Source organism: Geobacter metallireducens GS-15 (genome assembly GCF_000012925.1).
In the GTDB taxonomy this organism is placed as follows: domain Bacteria; phylum Desulfobacterota; class Desulfuromonadia; order Geobacterales; family Geobacteraceae; genus Geobacter; species Geobacter metallireducens.
The window spans coordinates 1,658,062-1,675,604 of sequence record NC_007517.1; the positions used below are offsets into that span (position 1 = coordinate 1,658,062).

Consider the following 17,543-nt stretch of genomic DNA (forward strand, 5'->3'; position numbering starts at 1 on the left):
CCGCAGCGAGAGATTAATACTCTCGTTGCGGGCTTTTTCCTTTGGTGCCTGCAGACAATCAGTTCTGAATGAATTTTTCCAGGGGGGGATCATGGGGGGAACCAGGTATCTCATTGTGGGAATACTGCTCATGGCGGTATTGAGCCTCTGCCGGGCGTCATTCGCCGACACGGTGACGTACGGCTATGACGATTTCGGACGCCTTACCGCTATGACCACTGTCGATGCGACGAGGCTCACCAGGATCAGCTACCTCTACGACAACGTCGGCAATTTCACGAACCAGACCGTAACTGTGGGGATTCTCGTGAACATGCCGGACGCCAACCTCAGGAATGCCGTGTGCAGCGCGCTGGGGAAGAATCCTTCCGATCCGCTGACCAGGGATGACCTGGCACTCCTCACCACCTTAAGCGCCGCGGGAAAGGGGATAAGCGACCTGACCGGCCTGGAGTGGGCGGTTAACCTGACCAGCGCCGACCTGCGCAACAACAACATCACCTCAACCGCGCCGCTGGCCGGATTGACCAAGCTGACCGTCCTGCAACTGGACGGCAACCCCGTTGCCACGACAGCGGCAGTGCCCGCCATGGGCACCGTCGGCCTCGTGCTGGCAACCCTCCTGCTGATGCTTCTCACCATGAGCCAGCGATTCAGGCTCCCCGGGCGCTTCATCGCCCTGCTCGGGCTCTGTTTCAGCCTGTCGGTCACCACCGTCAACGCCGCCGACGGCCCCGCCGGTCCGGGGTGGCTGGAAGTCCAGGGCACACCGGTGACTCCCCAGGAGGCGGACGCATTCTACCAAGCAAAGGGCGTCATCCAGCCCCTCTCCGCACCGCTCGGTTCCATTACGCCGCAATCGGCCACCACCGCCACCCCCGAGATAGCCGCCCTTGCCCGTTCCCTCAAGAATGACCCGAGACTCATCTACGAATACGTCCGCAACAACGTCGACTATGCTCCCTACTTCGGCTCCCTGAAAGGGGCCACACTCACCGCCATAGAGGGTTCCGGCAACGACTTCGACCAGGCCTCCCTCATGATCTCGCTGCTGCGCGCCAGCGGCTACACCGCCCAGTACGTCTACGGCACCATGACCATTCCCGTCGGCGGCGACCCCAACCAGAAGGATATGCAGCACTGGCTGGGAGTGGATGCCACCAGCAGCGTCATCGGCACCGTCCTGGCGAACGGCGGCATCCCCTACAGCCAGTCGGGAACCTCCTTCACCGTAAACCGCGTCTGGGCCCAGGCCACCATCGCCGGCGCCACCTACCTCTTCGACCCGGCCTTCAAGCCCCATCAGACCATCACCGGCATTGACCTGAAGACCGCCATGGGGTACAGCACCAGCGGCCTTCTTGCGGCGGCCGGCGGCACCGTGGGGACCGATTACGTCCAGAGTCTGAACGAAGCCGGTCTCAAGAGTGCCCTGGACGGCTACACCCTGAACCTGGCCGCCTACATCCGGGCCAACTACCCCAACGCCAAAACGTCCGAAATCATCGGCGGCAGTGCCATCGTCCCCCAGACCCTTGCCGCGTTCCCGACCAGCCTCGACTTCGCCACCACGGTCACCGCCACTTGGACCGACATCCCTGACGCCTACGTCCACAAGGTGAGAATCCAGCACGGCAAGATCGACCAGACCTTGAACATCCCCGACCTCGCCGGCCAGAAGCTCTCCATCGTCTACCGCACCGGTTCCATAACCACGGCTTCGGCAGTGGCGGCGCCCGCAACGACTGAGCCGCAGGTGAACCTCGCGCCGCTTCCTACCGCCACCACCCCCGTCGACGGTCAGTTGACCATCACCCCGGCGGGTCCGACCGACACAACCCTGCCGAACATCATCGTGCCGGGCTCATACCTGGACGGGAGCAAGACAATCGTCCCCATGGCCACGGGGTCGGCAAATTTCGGCTCCATCTATCCCGCCTCGGCAGGGGCAAGCTCCACCTCGATGACGTGGGGGCCCATCACCAACCCCAATTCCGTGACCGTCCAGATAGTCGTCACGCTCACGAGTAACCCGCAAGGGGCATATTCCATTACCCAGTACGCCGGGACAAACAATGTCGCCCCCGGCGCAAGCATAAGCCCGAAGGTGGTCTTCTCCAACGCCGGCCAGACGGCCGGCACCAAGACCGGACAGCTCCACATCCAATGGTTCTACAACGGGACACCGATTACCGGCGCCGACTCTTACTACGACCTCACCGGCTATGTCGCCAACGCCATGTCCCTCGGGGGCTACGGCCTGAACGCCCAGGCGTACATGAACACGCCGTACACCGGCAACGCCCGGCTCAGCAACAACGGCTCCCTCCCCCTGGCCGTCACCGCCAAGACCCTCACCGGCACAGGCGCGGCCCGCTTCCAGCTCGTCTCCGGCACCGCCGCCACAACCCTGGCCGCAAGCACCTTTCAGGACATCCCGGTAACCTATCTGGCCGATGTCCACGGCACCCAAACGGCCTCCATCAACATGGGCTTCACCTACGACGGCATGACATACAGCGCCACCAACTATCTGCCCTTGCAGGGCCAGGCCATCTACAAGCCCGACTTCACCGGCTCGCTCGGGTTCAACGCGGGCACCCCCTATCTCGCCTATCCGGTGGACGGCACCGCCCACCTTGCCAACGCCGGGAGCCAGCCCCTCACCGTGACCGGCTTCAGCATCACCGGCACCGATGCCGCCCGGTTCACGATCACCGGCGGCAACGCGGCAGGCACCATCGCCTCCGGCGGCCACCGGGACATCACTATCCGCTATCTGGCCAACAGCGTCGGCACCCATAGCGCCACCCTGCACATCACCTATACGTACGACGGGATCGCCAACTCCATCGACCTTAACCTTGTCGGCCAGACCCTCTCCACACCGGTGGCCCAGCTCTGGCTTGACGACACGATGCTGGCCGAGGAACTGGAACCTGTCACCGGAGTTGACCTCAGCACGATGACCATCTCAGTCATGCACCAGTATACGGGCAGCTTCGCCGACCAGTCGGTGAACTACACCCTGACGCGCGGCTCCACCTACGCCATCGTCTATGATTTCGGCGGCAGCCGCCTCGGGAAGCTCCTGGAGAAACGGGAGCGGCAGATGCAGGCCTACCGGGAATCGGGGCTTGCCGACACCTCCCGGCAGGTGCTCACCGAATCCCTCAACGTCATCGGCCAGACCTGGATGCGGGACACCACCCTGGACGCCAACCTTCTCAGCCAGATCGGCGGGGTCATCGATCTGCGCCAGCACCGCTTCGGCATCGTGGCCCAGGAAACCGGCTACTACATCGACGTGAAGGCGCAGGTGTCCACCGTTTCCCCCATCCACGGCGACACCATTGCACGGGATGCCTACTTCAGGACCACCGGCCACCTGGCCAGCGCCATGGAGCACGGCGTGCTGGAACAGATGCAGGCGAACAGCCCGGCGGTATCCACGGTGAAGCTTCTGCAACTGAACAACGCCGCCGGGAAAAAAGCCTTCATGGTCACCTCCGCCAACTACGCCGCCATCAAGCCGCAGCTTGCCAACTACAGTACAGATGATCTGAACAGCTTCCAGACCAGCGTCACCAGCGGCAACACCCTCATCCTCCCGGAAAACGGCAAGATCCCCCTGCAAGTCTGGTCGGGCAAAGGGTACATCGATTTCAACATGGGGGGCACTTCCCGGCACGTGGGGATGATCATCGGCGGGGGGTACAACGGGGGGTACGGGGCTATCAAGGCGCCTGTGGCGGTTAATACAGAAATGGCCCACGTGAATGTGAATCTCTCGCCCCAGGCCACCATCCCGAAAATAGGCAGCGTTGATCCCGTTGACATGGCGACCGGCTTCTGGATGTACAGCAACACCGATCTTACCCTGTCCGGCGGGGCGGGGGGCTTGAGCCTCAGGCGTTCCTACAACAGCGGCAGCAACAACATAAAGGACTCACTCGGTTACGGTTGGTCCCATAACTATCATCTTTACGTGGAACCCCACTCAAGCACCCCCTTCGGCCTCGGCCAGCGCCAGCCCGTGGACGCCGCGGCCCTGATCGTCGCCTCGGTCGCCACCCTGGATGTCATGAACGGCACCCCTGACGTGAAATCATGGCTGACGGGAGCGCTCATCGGCAAATGGGCAATGGACACCCTCACCAACAACGCGGCCGGCTGCCACCTGGAGACTGACGTCCTCACCTTCGTGAAGCTGCCGGACGGCTCATTTGCCTCGCCTCCCGGCGTCACCTCAACGCTGGTGAAAAACGGCAGCCTCTACCAGGTAAATGAACGCTTCGGCCGCACCGTCACCTTTGACGGCAGCAACAACGCCAACGCCATGACCGACGCCGACGGCAATGGGGTCACCTTCACCTACACCGGCGGGAAACTCAGCAAGGTAACCGACAATTTCGGCCACAGCCTCGACTTCACCTATACCGGGGATCTCCTCACCTCCGTGACCGACAAGGCGGGGCGCAGCGTTGCCTACGGCTACACCGGCACCGACCTCACCACCTACACCGATCCGGAAGGAAAGGTCTGGACCTATGGGTATGACACCAGCCACCGGATTCTGACACTGAAAAACCCCCGCACCGTCACCACCGTCACCAACGTCTACGATGCCTTTGGCCAGGTACAGAGTCAGACCATGCCCAGGCAGACCGGCACCGCCACCTACAACCTCTACTTCAACGGCTACCGCAACATCGAGGAGGACGGCACCGGCCACCAGACCATCTACCATTTCGACGAGCAGAAACACCTCCTGGGGGTGGAGAACACCCTGGGCCAGAGAACCACCAGATACTACGACGGTCAGGGGCATGTGGTCGCCGAGACCGATCCCCGAGGGTTCAGCACCGGCTATCTCTATGACGGCAACCATAACCTGACCAGAGTAACCGACCCGTTCATCAGGTACACCGACACCACCTACGACAGCCAGTTCCGTCTTACCGACGTGACCGACCCCCTGGGGCACACGACTCACACCGATTACGACACCAAGCATCACCCCGTCAAAACCACCGTCTACCCGGCCACAGGCCAATCCATCTACACCCAGAAAAGCTACTATGCCAACGGCCTCGTGAACACCACCACCGACGGCAGAGGTGTCATCACCACCCTGACCCAGGATACCTACGGCAACCCGGCCACCAGCAAGACCTCCACGGCCCCTGCCATCACGTATGTCTACGACGGAATCGGCCGAATGACCTCCCTCACCGACCAGGAAGGGGCCAAGACCTCCTTTACCTACGACAAGAGGAGCCTCCCCACCGGCAGCACCGACCCGCTGACCAAGAACACCTCGCTCACCTACTACGACGACGGCACCCTCTGGACGAAAACGGACCGCAACGGCAAGACCACCACCTTCACCTACACCCCTACCGGCAAGACGAACAGCATCGCCTATGCCGGGGGGACAAGCGTAACGTACACCTACGACCAGGACGACAACCTGACCAAAATGCTGGACTCTCTGGGGACAACCACCTACGGCTACGACGACGCCAACCGCCTCACCAGCACCACCGACCCACGGGGCTTCGCCATCGGCTACGACCGCGACGCCAACGGCAACATCTCCAGAATCACCTATCCCGGCAACAAGACGGTGAGCTACACCTACGATGCCCTGAACCGGATCAAAACCGTCACCATCGACTGGCTCAATAAAACCGCCACCTACACCTACGACGATGCAGGAAGGATGCTTGATCTTACCCACTTCAACAATACCTACACCCGCTACACCCACGACAACGCCAACCGGCTCACCGCTCTCGAAAACCGGCTCTCCAACGCCGGAAGCCCCATAGCTACCTACGCCTTCACCCTGGACGGAAACGGCAACCGCACCGGCGTCACCCAGACCGTGCCCATCGCGCTGAACGCCACCGCCTCAAACACGAATTTCACCATGAACCTCCAGAAGAACCGCCTCGCCCAGGCTGGGAGCACCAGCTTTACCTACGACAACGAAGGGCAGCTTGCCACCAGGACAGGTGACATCTATACTTTCGACGACGCCCATCGGCTGACCAATATCACCGGCTCGGTCAGCTACCAGTACAAATACGACGGCGCCGGGAACCGCCTGGAGGCGACCCGAAACGGCGTAACAACGAGGTACATCTACGACGCCAACGGCAATCTCCTGGCCGAGGCGGACGGCACCAACGCCATCACCCGTTACTACATCTACGGCAATGGCTTGCTCGCCATGGTGGCCTCGGGCAACCAGCCGTACTGTTACCACTTCGACGCAACCGGCCACACCGTGGCCTTAACCGATGCCGGCGCTAATGTGGTGAACAGGTATGCCTACACTCCCTTCGGGGCTATCGGCAACCAGCAGGAAACCATCAGCCAGCCGTTCAAGTATGTGGGAAAATATGGCGTCATGAGCGAGCCGAACGGCTTCTATTACATGCGAGCACGGTATTATGATGCCAGCGTCGGCAGGTTCATCAGCGAAGACCCCAAGGGCTTCGACGGTGGGGATGTGAACTTGATGGTTTATGTTGGCAACAACCCCGTCATGTTGATTGATCCTAATGGTTTAAGTGCTTTCGGAAAAATCTGGAACCTTCCCAATACCCTATTAGGACTGGCTTGGGGCGGTATTGGAATGCTTGGAGGTGCACACGCATCCATTGGAAACAATGCAATTCAATTCGAAAAACATCCTTTTATGTTTGGCGCGATTACATTAGGGAACACCATATCTTACGCAAAAGACTTCGGACCAAATACAATGCTGGACAATGGCACTGTTGGTAAGCATGAATCACAACATACGATTCAGGGTGAACAGTTGGGGCCGCTTTATCTTCCTTCCAACATTCTTGGTTTAGCCGCAGGACAAATAATCAATGGAAATACACATGGCCCTGCAAATTGGAACGAAAGAGGGCCACAATCAACACCGCCAAGTCCTTGGGGAGGATATGGAAAATGAAGCGCTTCTTTTTGTTTGTACTTTTTTTAATTATGAACTTGAATCTTATTGGTTGTGATACACTTTATCGTTCTCGAATATATATACGCACGTTACCTTTTCTCTCTACAACAGATGCTGAATATATAATAAAGGAATTTTCATTGCATCATGGATACACAATTAGACAAAGTGACAAAAATGATCCTTGGGTAAAACAAGAAATAGGAGTAGAACAACCTGTAACTATCTGGATAGCTCAAAAAAAATATGAACCAACTATATTGTTTACTACAATGACAGATGCTGCTGCCGTGAGGTTAATTCAATTGTCAGGTGCTATTCGTCCTTCAATACATCGGAAATATACAGAGGAATTGTATTTGTTATTGAAGGATAAATTCGGGGGAGATAACGTAAGTCTTCTTGAAAACTGAGGAGGTTCTTCCGCAGAAGGAACGAGGAAGGAACGAGGGACGCTTCCCATATTGCCTCGTCCGCAGGGAGGAAACCAGGGACACTTCCCATATTATTAGGGAGTCCCTTATTTCCCCCCAGCTCCTTTCCGGCACCGCCGCCACAACCCTGGCCGCGAACAGCTTTCAGGACATCCCGGTAACCTACCTGGCCGATGTCCACGGTACCCAATCGGCCTCCATCAACATGGGCTTCACCTATGACGGCATGACGTACAGCGCCACCAACTATCTGCCCTTGCAGGGCCAGGCCATCTACAAGCCCGACTTCACCGGGTCCTACGGCTTCAACTATGGCACCCCCTATCTCGCCAATCCGGTGGACGGCACAGTCAGACTGGTTAACGCCGGGAGCCAGCCCCTCACCGTGACCGGCGTCAGCATCACGGGCGCCGATGCAGTCCGGTTCCAGATTACGGGAGGCAACCAGAACGGCAACCTTTCTCCCGGCCAATACCGGGACATCAATGTACGCTATCTGGCCAACAGCGTCGCAACCCATTCAGCCAATGTGAACGTCAGCTACACCTACGACGGAGTTGCCAACACGCAGGACCTCGGCCTTTCCGGTCAAACCCTCTCCACGCCGGTGGCCCAGCTCTGGCTGGACGACACGATGATCGCCGAGAGGAAACGAGGGACACTTCCCATATTTAATAGGTCATTAGCCACTCTCAACCCTAATGTATCTTCTAATTTCTGGCCTTCACTGCGGAGCCACAAGCTTTTTTCCCATCTGCCACTGAGTTGTAACCGGGCTCTGGCATAAGGGAAGAAAACGACGGGAGCTCCGACCATGATCACAAATGCTGTCATTCCCCTGGCCCGAAGAGCTATGAGCACCCACCCCGCCCTCATGGGGATGGCCACCGCCACCTCCGGTTTTATCCGGCAGATGTCCATTAAGACATTCTCCCCAAGGCTCAGGCGCAGGGAACTGGCCCTGCGGAACGAACTGCCAAGCATCCACACGGTCCGTAACCACTTGTTCAAAGAGAAGGGACAGGGAGAGGTTCCCACTATAGTCATCGGGGGGTTCGTTCCCGATGCCACCGAGGCGGTGGAGTTCCAGCGGGAGATCTTCCGGCGCCACGGTTCCGTCTACTATATTAATTTCTCCCGCTCCGGCTTTTCGGCTCCTTTCTTTTTCGCTCAACTGGCGGACCTGATTGAAGAGTTGAACCGCAAGGGGCAGAAGCCGATCATTTTTTCCGTCAGTTTCGGCTGTAGTCTGGTGTCCCGCTTTTTCCGGGACGGTCACGACACAGGCCTCTCCATCAGGGGGACAGTGTTGACGAGCCCGGTCCTTTGCATCGAGGATCTGGTCCGCCCCGAAGGGGAGCGGCGCGGAGGAGTCAGGATGCTGGAGAGCAACCTGAAGCGGATTCTGCGGGCTGAGACCACCAAGGGGGATGAGTTGAACCGCCAGATCGAGCGGGCTCGCCGCTGCTTCCAGGCCCTCTTTGAGGCAGGGGCCGAGAATCGGGTCCTGTCGAACCGACACCTGTCCATACGGAAAAGGATCATGGGGGTTCTGGAAAGCACTTCCTGTCTAGGCGGATACGAAAGGGTCATGGCCCTGCGGGATGCCCCGACGACAACGGACGGCACGGTTTTCGGGGGACCGGCCCTGGTGCTCCTGGCCGAGAAGGAAGACGAACTCCTGGTTAACACCTCCCCGACGCTTGCGGCCCTTCGGGACTCGGAAATCCGCGCGCGGCTCTTCCCCCGGGGCAAGGTGCGGACGGTCATGTCCCCCGCAAGCGGCGACGCCGTGGCCCATGCCTCCCTCATCTTCCACCAGCACTGCTATAATCCCCTCATCGAGGCGTGGTACGACAGACTCACAACGCCGCTGCGCCTGGCGGTGGTTTCGTGACGGCATCTTCCCCCTTCAGGGCACTGACGGCGCCGGCCCTGGATCTGATGCTGAAAAGCGGCGCCTCAGCCCTTGCCAGGAACTTCGAGTCCCGCGACTCCGTGGCCTGCCAGCGGGAGATGCTGCAGCGCCTGGTGGCGGTCGGAGGGGGCACCAGATTCGGCCGTGATCACGGACTGGCGGAATTGGCGGGAGAGCCCATCGACCGGCTTTACGCTCAATACCGCCGACGGGTCCCGATCCGTACCTACTCTGACTTCTGGAACGAGTACTTTCAGGAGGGGCTTCGGGAGGAGAATGGCAGGAAGCGGCTTCTTCTGGAAGATGCCACCTGGCCGGGCAAGATCCCCTTTTTCTGCGAAACCTCGGGCACCACTGCCCCCACCAAGTACATTCCATTCTCACGGGAGATGTTCGCCGCCAACAAGCGGGCCGCCCTGGACATGACCGCCTGCTACCTCCACCGCAACCCCAGGAGCCGTCTCTTCCAGGGAAAGCTCCTCTATATGTCCGGAAACACGAATCTCACGGATCTGGGGGATGGGGTCAAAAGCGGCGACATGAGCGCCATCACCCTGCGTCATCGCCCCTTCTTCCTTAAACCCTTCGTTGCGCCGGGAATACGGGTGGCAGCCCTGCCGTGGGAAGAAAAGGTGGTGGAGTTGGCGGGGATGCTCCTCTCGGACCGCTCCATCCGGGGGATCTCCGGCGTTCCCCCCTGGATCATCCTGCTGCTGCAGCGGGTGGAGGAGATGGGGCACCGCTCCCTCTCGGAGCTTCTGCCCAATCTCGAACTCATCATCCACGGCGGCACCAGCATGAAACCCTACCGCCGGGAATTCGACATTCTCTTCCGCAACCGACTTCCCAACTATCTGGAGGTACTCCCTTCATCGGAAGCGTTCATGGCCTTTCAGCTCCTGGGGGAGGAGCGGATGCGCCTTGCCCCCCACTACGGGGTATTCTTCGAGTTTGTCCCCTTCGAGGAACTTGACGAGCGGGGAGTGCCAGCCCCCGACGCCCCGGCGATTCCCCTGGAGGAGATCGAGACCGGGCGGCGCTACGCCGTCATCCTTACCACCTGCTCCGGGCTCTGGCGCTATCATATCGGCGACACCATCCGCTTCACCGACCGGGAGCCCCTCTTTATCGAATTCACGGGCAGGGACAAGTTTCTGGACCGCTTCGAGGAAAAGGTAACCCAAGGAGAAGTGGAGGAGGCGGTGGCCCGGCTTAACCAGACGGGTGGCATAGAGGTGCGGGAATTCATGGTGGGCCCTGACATCGCAAGCCGGCGACACGTGTGGGTGCTGGCGGTTGGAGAGATGAACGAGCGTGATAGCGGAACCCTGGAGCGTCTTCTGGACGCAACCCTTCGATCCCTGAACGCCGACTACGCCACGTTCCGGGAACAGGGACGAATTGCGCCACCGCGGGTTGTGACGGTGGAAGAGGAACTCATCTACCGCTGGTCACGGGAGGTGCGGGGAAAGCTCGGTGGCCAGAGTAAAATCCCCCACATCGATCCGACGGTTGACGGAGAGATGATTATGAGCCTGACGGAATTCGCCGGCCATTGACCAAGGCGATACCTTCCCGGCTTCCGCCTTCAGAAGAGCAAACTCTCCAACCCCAAGGTTCTCCTGAAATCCCACAGATTCATGAACAGGGCGTCGAAGCGCAGCCGGCGCGCCTGTTCCTCTTCCCGCTTCCAGAAATGAAGCTCGCTTACCGGATAGAGATAGCCGAATCCGTAGGCGGTCAGGTCCGTCCGCTTACGCGCCACAAGGCTCACCGGGTAACGATATCCCGCCTCCTGTTCCTTTACGAGAACCAGTGCCCGTTCACGAACCGCCGCCGCCCTGGCAAGAAGCCGGAGCGCCCCGGCTCCGGGCCGCTTCTCGCGCGGCAGCTGTCGTTGGGCCATGATTGCACGGATGGTGAGTGCCCGATGACCGGCCCGCAGGGCCGTGGCCGTGAGACTCCGCTCCAGTTCCCGCGAAATTCCCCGTAACCCTTCCTTACCATTCGGAACCGTTGTCACGAATCGTTTCGATTCCCTCCTGATTTCCAGAGCAAGCCGTTCCATCTGCCGGCTGAATTCCTCCAGATCGGCCACCGTTGCCGCAGGTAACGCTGTTGAGCGCTTTGATGCGATGAGTTCTCCGTACCGGAACGGCGGCTCCGGCTGGAACGGCTTGTTCAGGGGCCACGGCATCTCGGAAAAGGGGGCCAGGGCTGCGGTATAGCGGAGAAGCTCCCGCTCCTTCAGGTAGTGCTCCTGGAGGGTGAGGGCCTCTTGCCAGAGCTGCCGGAGACGGCGGTCGGGAAAGAGATCGCCGAGCACGGAGAGGGGGGACGTCGCCTCGTCGCGGCCGCTGGAAGCATGCCGCCACGACCAGCGGGCGATGCTCCAGTCGGTGAGCCAGTTGCCCCACTCCCAGCCCGAGGTGAAGGTAAGGTGTCCGGTCACGCCAAGGCGCTCCATGGTCATCATGTCGTGGTGACGGGCCGAGAGATAGGGGAGGAGCATCTGGGGGACGGAATTGTCGAAGGCGACCCAGTAGGACGATTCGGGCCAGTACCAGGTCTCCCGCCGCCGCGATTCCTGTTCGGCCAGCTTCAGCATGAAACGCTGATTAGTGTTGCCGTAGACCGGGGCTTTTTCCTCCGATGCGGAGTAGCACATGACCGTGTGCACGAGGATGCCGCAGTCTCGCGGCAGGTCGTCCACCGGCGGCGGGGTGCCGTTCGCCTCTTGGGCGCCGGGACGGATAACGTGGGTGGCGTGGAAGAAGCGGGCGCCATGGCGCTTGATCACCTGCTCCGCCGCATGGTTGCGCAGGGAGGGAGCGAGCCGGTCGATGCGGGGCAGATGCTCGCCCGTGGCGCTTTCGAGAGTGACGAAGTCCCAGGGGACCTGGAAGAGCCAGTCAAGGTTCCGGTCGATCTGGCGCCGGTAAAAAGGCCTCAGGAGCTTCACCGTCTGAAATGCCTGCTGCTGGAGCATGGAGAGGGATATCTCCACCCCCACGGCGATCCCCCGCTGGTGGGCATACTCCACGAAAGCCCGGGCGTGGGGAGGCCAGCGGTCGCGATCCACACCCCGCAGGAGGAAAAACTGCATCGTGTTCTGGCCGTTGCGCGCCAGCCAGTCGATATATTCCTTCACATCGGCGAGGGCGCCGGGATACGAGGGGTCGTGGAGTTGGGTCGCCAGTTCGGTGGGGTGAAGGGTATGGAGGTGGAACCCGCGGCTGGCGAAGCGGGGGGTGGCGCTCCAGCGAAAGCGGCTGGTGAGTGGCCACGTGGCGTGGCGGGGAACGATGGTCTGCCGGGGGTGGATGAAGCGGTAGCCGAGCCGCTCCTGGAGGAGACCGTAGAGGCCGTTGCTGATCCCCGCTGCCGTGGTGGCCGAGAGAGTCAGTACCGTGGCGTCTCTGACGTGGCGGGAGTTCCAGGTGTATGATTGGGCTGTGCTGTCTCGAAGGGATTCCGTGGTGCTTTGGGGAAGGGTAGGGAGAACCAGGCGGATGGAGGCCTTGGAATCGTTCAGGGTGATCCGGGCGTCGGGGAACCCTTTTTTCATGAGACGAAGCGTGTCATCGACGGTATTTCTGGCCACCGGGGCGGCAAGAAGCGACGGTGGGGCGATAATGCCGACGGAAAGGGGGCGGGCGTCGGCGGCTGAGCAGAAAACCAACCAGCCGGCCATGATGAAGAGAACGGGTGACAGGAGCACTGCCACCCGTTCGATGCGAGGAAACGGGGAAACTGTCAATGAAGGAGACCGGTTGACTAGAAGTTGGCAGCCTTGCCCGGCTGCCGCAGAATGGTGCTGTAGGCATCTCCGGTGAGGGACGCCCCCTGCTCGGCAAAGGCCCGGGCATTGCGGCCCATGGTGTGCATCAGGTCCGGATCGCGCACGAGGGTGAGGAGGGAGGCGGCAAGGCCGTCCTCGTCCATGTGCCGCAGAATGAGGCCTGTTTCTCCCTCGACCATGAGCTCATGGGGCCCCCCTTCGTCCGAGACGATTACCGGGAGTCCCGAGGCCTGGGCCTCAAGGACCACGTTACCGAAGGTGTCGGTGGTGCTCGGGAAGACGAAGGCGTCGGCTGAGGCATAGCAGCGCTGCAGTTCCTCTCCCTCCCGATAGCCGGTGAAGTGGACCGGGTATCCGGCCAGCCGCGCCTCCATTTCGGCCCGGTAGGGGCCATCCCCCACGACAATCAGCCAGGCCGGTGCGCCGTAGTCCACGATGCGGATAAAGGCGTCAGCCAGAAGCTCCAGGTTCTTTTCCCGGGAGACCCGCCCCACGTAGAGAAATTTCACCCCTTCGCCGATCCCGTGGCGTTTCCAGTAGTGGGGATCCCGCCGCTCGGGAGTGTAGGCGTCGATATCGACCCAGCGGGGGAGGGGACGGGTCTTTTCTTCCGGCAATCCCTGTTCCACCAGCTGCCGCCGGGTGCTGGCGGATGGGACCATCACCTCGGACAGCTGGCCGTAGAACCAGATCATGTAGTTCCAGGCGGCTTTTTCCAGCATCTCGTCGTTGGTCAGGTCGCGAACGTACTGGGGAATATCGGTGTGGTAGGTGCCGGCGGCGGGGATGTCCATGAGCCGTGCCGCCATGAGGCCCAAGAGCCCGATGGTCCCGGGAGTGCTCACGTGGATGGAGGTGAAGCCTTCCCGCTCAACGAAGTCGATCACATCGAGAATGGGAGGGAAGTGGAGGCGGATCTCCGGGTACTCGGGGAGGACGAAGTCGCCGATGGACGTGAAGTTCATGACGCCGTCGGCGTGGCCGGTCGCCCGGGGGGACGAGGTGATGACCGTGAGTTCTATTCCCCGGCTGCGGGCCGTGGCAATAAGCCGGCGGATGGTGATGGCCACGCCGTTGATCTCGTCCAGGGTGTCGGTGAAGAGGGCGATCTTTTCGCGCTGATTCCCCTGGTTGGCGAGGGGGAAGCGGTCGGCCAGCTCCCGCATCAGCTCCTTGCCCCGGTGCTGATGGTGGAACGCCAGGTAGTAGGGGGAGATGAGGAGATGGACAAGCCCGACGGTGCTCAGGGACTGGATTATGGAGAAGATGCCCGAGGAGAATGAGAGCTTGGTCAGCTTTTCCGAATAGAGGTAGAGCATCCGGTTGGCCAGGTAGCTGGTGATGGCGAAGATCTTCCGGTTGCGGGTCTCGGGGCTGATCCGGGCCATGAATCCCGTGTCGTTCAGCACCCGTCTGGCCTCCCGGTCCAGAACCTCCTCGAAGCTGGCTCCGCCGCGCTGCTCGTAAATCTCCGGGAGGTTCCTGCGCACCAGGAGCCGCAGCCGCTCCCGCAGGGTCATCTTCCTGCTGGTCTCGAACATGCGATTGAGGAGGGCATTCACGAAGGGGGTGGAGCGGTTTGTCCCCCCGTCGAGCCGTTCACGGTAGAAGTTGTAGGCAATCCCGTAGAGGCTGTGGGCCAGGGTCAGGGCGTCGCCGTCCTCGCCGTCGGCCCAGGTTTCGCGGTTGAAGACGGCGTCCAGAAACCCCGCCGGCGTCTCGCCGCGCTGGGCGGAGGTCCAGGCCCGGCCGATGAAGAGCCCGCCGTGGTCGTCGGAACCGCCGACACGTCCCTTGATCCAGGGCTCAGGCCCGGTGGGGACAATGCCGTGCTTCTCGGCAAGTCGTTGGATACGCTCGGGGGTCAGGGTGTTCAGAAGCTCGTCGGTGAAGCCGTTGAAACGCTTGGCCCTGGCACCGTTACGCACTTCGATGGTGTTGAAGAGGAGGAGCAGCTTTTCGATGTGGTCGGCAGAGAGCTTGTCGTTCTGGGCATAGAGGGGATGGGCGAGAAAATGGGCAATGCGTTTCTCGTGCAGATAAGAGGCCAGCTCGAAAACGTTTCGCCGAAGCTGCATGAGATCCTGGAAGACGCTTTCCCTGAGTCCCAGGGCCACCACGTGGACCTTGCAGCCGTCTTCGGGAAAGTAGGAAGTGAGCTCGGCACCGATGATGACGCCGGGAAGATGGGCAATCTCCAGGGCGCCGGTGATGGTGTTGTGGTCGGTGATGGCCACGTAGTCCATGCCGGCCGCTTTGGCCGTGTCATAGATGTGCCGGGGTGAGGTGAAGCTCTCAGGGCACTTGAACTTGCGCAGCGCCCAGTAGGTAGGCTTGTTGGAGTGGCTCGAATGAACGTGAAGGTCGCATCGGTACTCTGTTTTCATGTTTGCCAGTATGCACTGCCGAATTTACAGCCTTATGACCGTTCCGTGAATTGTCGGTTACAGCGTCATTCAGAAGGAACCAACTGTACGCACTCAACTTCCTCCCTGGCCACGTAATTGAGCCATCTCAGCCGAAACGGCCCGAATCTCCCGGAGCTTTTCTTCTGCTTCGCGGCGTTTCCTGTCCCGGTCCGCACGTTCTTCTCCCGGGGCAGTTTTGAGACATTCCTGCCGCTCCCGCTGCAGGATACGGATCCGTTCAGAGAGTTCCCGGTAATAGGGAGACTGGACAGGCATCGCCGGCGTGTCGCCGCCATAACTTGGAGAAGAATAGGTCTGTTCGGTCGCGGTCTGAGTGATTACAGCTTGGGGATACGTTGAAGCGGAAGCCGTGTAGTCGACCGGTTTGTCCTTGTCGTGTTCGGGTTTGCCGACCAACTCGACTTCGTAGTGGTCAGGATGATTTTCAAATCGCTCGACCAGATACGGTTCTTTGGCCTTAGGGGGAGGGGTGGGCAATTCGGGAGTACCGGGGGTGCCGTACAGTTCGACGATTATCCGGTCGGGAAGCTCGATAATTCTCGGCGTGGCCTCGGCAATGGTGGTGAAGAGCAGCAATGAAACAAGAACCAGACCGGTGCGGGTGGTCATGGCAAACCTCCGTCACAAAAGATTAATCCCGGAAAGGCCATGGGCCTTTTCCGGGATATCCTGTTTCCCAGACGGCTGGTCAGCTGAACCCGCAGGGTGGTCAGTTAGGGAAAGGCTGTATTGGGCTGTGACCCCACCAGGAAGAGGATGCGGTGCGTATTCTGTCGCTCGGAACGACTGATGCGCTTTATCCTGTTCGGGCTTCCTGGTGCCGTAGGCAAGGTCAGCAAAGGTCCCGTTGTCTAATTTCTCCTATTCATACACGGTCGATATGACGATTCTATTAAGAAAGAATAAAAAGTCGGTTACGGCCGCTCAAACACGCTCCCGGTGCACATGGAAGAAGATGCGCGAGCCGGTGACGGTGCTTCGGCCGGTATAGAACAGGATCGCAAGCCAGATGCATTGCAGGGGGAGGATGGCGGCCGGGGTCCAGAGGGCAGCGGCGATCCTGCCGGGATCGGGAATGATTGGCGTCTCTCCCCGGAAGTAGAAGGCGGTGGCGGCTCCATAGGCAACCGCCAGAATCCCCATGATCTGGTAGGCGGAGATGCGGTTGTCGCCCCGGTAGTCGTCCCGCAGGAATTCGGACACCGTGCGCCAGAGCTGGGTGATTCCCATGGCGATGAGGAAGGCGAGGGCGAACTGTCCCGAAAGGAAAAGTGCTGCGCTGGCCAGGGCCGTGGCGGTGTAGAGGACGGCGGTGATCCCCTGGATCGGCACCAGGGGGATTCCGGCCAGGTTTCCGGCGTAGCTTGCCTTTTTCGTTTCGCTCCGGAAGATGAAGGCCCTCCGCGTCAGAAGGCGGCCGATGAGCGGGTGTGCAGCCGACAGGGGCTTGCCGTAGCAGCAGCCGAAGCTGATGCAGGCGAGTCGGCCGAATCCTTCCCCCAGGGCATAGGCGCTTGCCACGGCCGCCAGGAGCGCCATGACCGGCAGCCGTCCATCGGCTGGGGCCAGGAGCCGGTTCATGAGGCTCACCACGAAGGGGGCGGTGATGGTGCCCACAAAGACCGCCCCACCCACGGTGAAGGTGTGGCGCTTCCCCTCGACGATCCGCGCCACCAGCCGCGATGCCGGGACACAGAGCGCAAGGGTCACGCCAAGGGTGGAGAGGGTGAGGACGAGCGGCGCACCGAGGCTTGCAGCCAGGGCCAGAAAGAGGAGGGCCGCGGCTCCGTAGGCGTTGGCCGACAGGATGCCGTACCATGTGATGTTCACGCCCTGCCAGCTGCCGTCGGCCTCGCGGGATACCGGCACGGCCGCCGCCATCTGCCAGCGCTCCGCCGGCAGAAATCTGATTCCCCACCAGAGGTAGATGGCTGACAAAACGGCAGTGACTACTATGAATAGGGTCATGGACGGCTCCTGA

The 17,543-nt window shown here is 60.7% G+C and carries 9 protein-coding genes; 5 read left to right on the plus strand and 4 right to left on the minus strand.

The annotated features are described in order from the left end of the window. The first annotated feature begins 91 nt into the window (after positions 1 to 91). The 5 genes from GMET_RS07425 to GMET_RS07440 are packed head-to-tail and all read left to right on the plus strand — an operon-like array spanning position 92 to position 10,890. Positions 92 to 6,976, plus strand: coding sequence for an RHS repeat-associated core domain-containing protein (locus tag GMET_RS07425; protein ID WP_004511593.1), 6,885 nt, complete (start codon positions 92 to 94; stop codon positions 6,974 to 6,976). Further along, complete coding sequence (locus tag GMET_RS18535) at positions 6,973 to 7,392, plus strand: hypothetical protein (RefSeq protein ID WP_138983403.1); 420 nt, start codon at positions 6,973 to 6,975, stop codon at positions 7,390 to 7,392. Before GMET_RS07425 ends, GMET_RS18535 begins: the two co-directional genes overlap by 4 nt. Then, positions 7,382 to 8,200 carry a choice-of-anchor D domain-containing protein gene (locus tag GMET_RS07430; protein WP_004511592.1) on the plus strand — a complete coding sequence of 273 codons (819 nt, stop codon included), beginning with the start codon at positions 7,382 to 7,384 and terminating at the stop codon, positions 8,198 to 8,200. The genes GMET_RS18535 and GMET_RS07430 overlap by 11 nt, the downstream gene beginning before the upstream one ends. Positions 8,201 to 8,227: 27 nt before the next feature. Further along, entirely contained in the window at positions 8,228 to 9,310 is a 1,083-nt protein-coding gene (locus GMET_RS07435; protein WP_004511591.1) for a hypothetical protein, read from the plus strand. A 47-nt stretch (positions 9,311 to 9,357) separates the two neighbouring features. Continuing rightward, complete coding sequence (locus GMET_RS07440; protein WP_187148480.1) at positions 9,358 to 10,890, plus strand: GH3 family domain-containing protein; 1,533 nt, start codon at positions 9,358 to 9,360, stop codon at positions 10,888 to 10,890. A 29-nt stretch (positions 10,891 to 10,919) separates the two neighbouring features. Here GMET_RS07440 and GMET_RS07445 read toward each other — a convergent pair whose 3' ends face one another. The 4 genes from GMET_RS07445 to GMET_RS07460 all read right to left on the minus strand — a co-directional run bounded on the left by GMET_RS07445 (position 10,920) and on the right by GMET_RS07460 (position 17,530). Then, positions 10,920 to 13,052 (minus strand): hypothetical protein, encoded by a 2,133-nt coding sequence (locus tag GMET_RS07445; protein ID WP_049756791.1) that lies wholly within the window; start codon positions 13,050 to 13,052, stop codon positions 10,920 to 10,922. Positions 13,053 to 13,108: 56 nt separating this feature from the next. Next, the gene (locus GMET_RS19165) at positions 13,109 to 15,520 is read right to left on the minus strand and encodes a glycosyltransferase (protein WP_004511588.1); all 2,412 of its coding nucleotides are present in this window, start codon (positions 15,518 to 15,520) and stop codon (positions 13,109 to 13,111) included. A gap of 93 nt (positions 15,521 to 15,613) precedes the next feature. After that, the gene (locus tag GMET_RS07455) at positions 15,614 to 16,171 is read right to left on the minus strand and encodes a hypothetical protein (RefSeq protein ID WP_004511587.1); all 558 of its coding nucleotides are present in this window, start codon (positions 16,169 to 16,171) and stop codon (positions 15,614 to 15,616) included. Positions 16,172 to 16,486: 315 nt separating this feature from the next. Further along, positions 16,487 to 17,530: a prolipoprotein diacylglyceryl transferase family protein gene (locus GMET_RS07460; RefSeq protein WP_004511586.1), complete on the minus strand. Its 1,044-nt coding sequence runs from the start codon at positions 17,528 to 17,530 to the stop codon at positions 16,487 to 16,489. Positions 17,531 to 17,543 lie beyond the last annotated feature (13 nt).

Coding starts and splice junctions, on each gene's coding strand:
- GMET_RS07425 (WP_004511593.1), top strand. CDS start 92: ATGGGGGGAACCAGGTATCTCATTGTGGGAATACTGCTCATGGCGGTA.
- GMET_RS18535 (WP_138983403.1), top strand. CDS start 6,973: ATGAAGCGCTTCTTTTTGTTTGTACTTTTTTTAATTATGAACTTGAAT.
- GMET_RS07435 (WP_004511591.1), top strand. CDS start 8,228: ATGATCACAAATGCTGTCATTCCCCTGGCCCGAAGAGCTATGAGCACC.
- GMET_RS07440 (WP_187148480.1), top strand. CDS start 9,358: ATGCTGAAAAGCGGCGCCTCAGCCCTTGCCAGGAACTTCGAGTCCCGC.
- GMET_RS19165 (WP_004511588.1), bottom strand. CDS start 15,520: ATGAAAACAGAGTACCGATGCGACCTTCACGTTCATTCGAGCCACTCC.
- GMET_RS07455 (WP_004511587.1), bottom strand. CDS start 16,171: ATGACCACCCGCACCGGTCTGGTTCTTGTTTCATTGCTGCTCTTCACC.
- GMET_RS07460 (WP_004511586.1), bottom strand. CDS start 17,530: ATGACCCTATTCATAGTAGTCACTGCCGTTTTGTCAGCCATCTACCTC.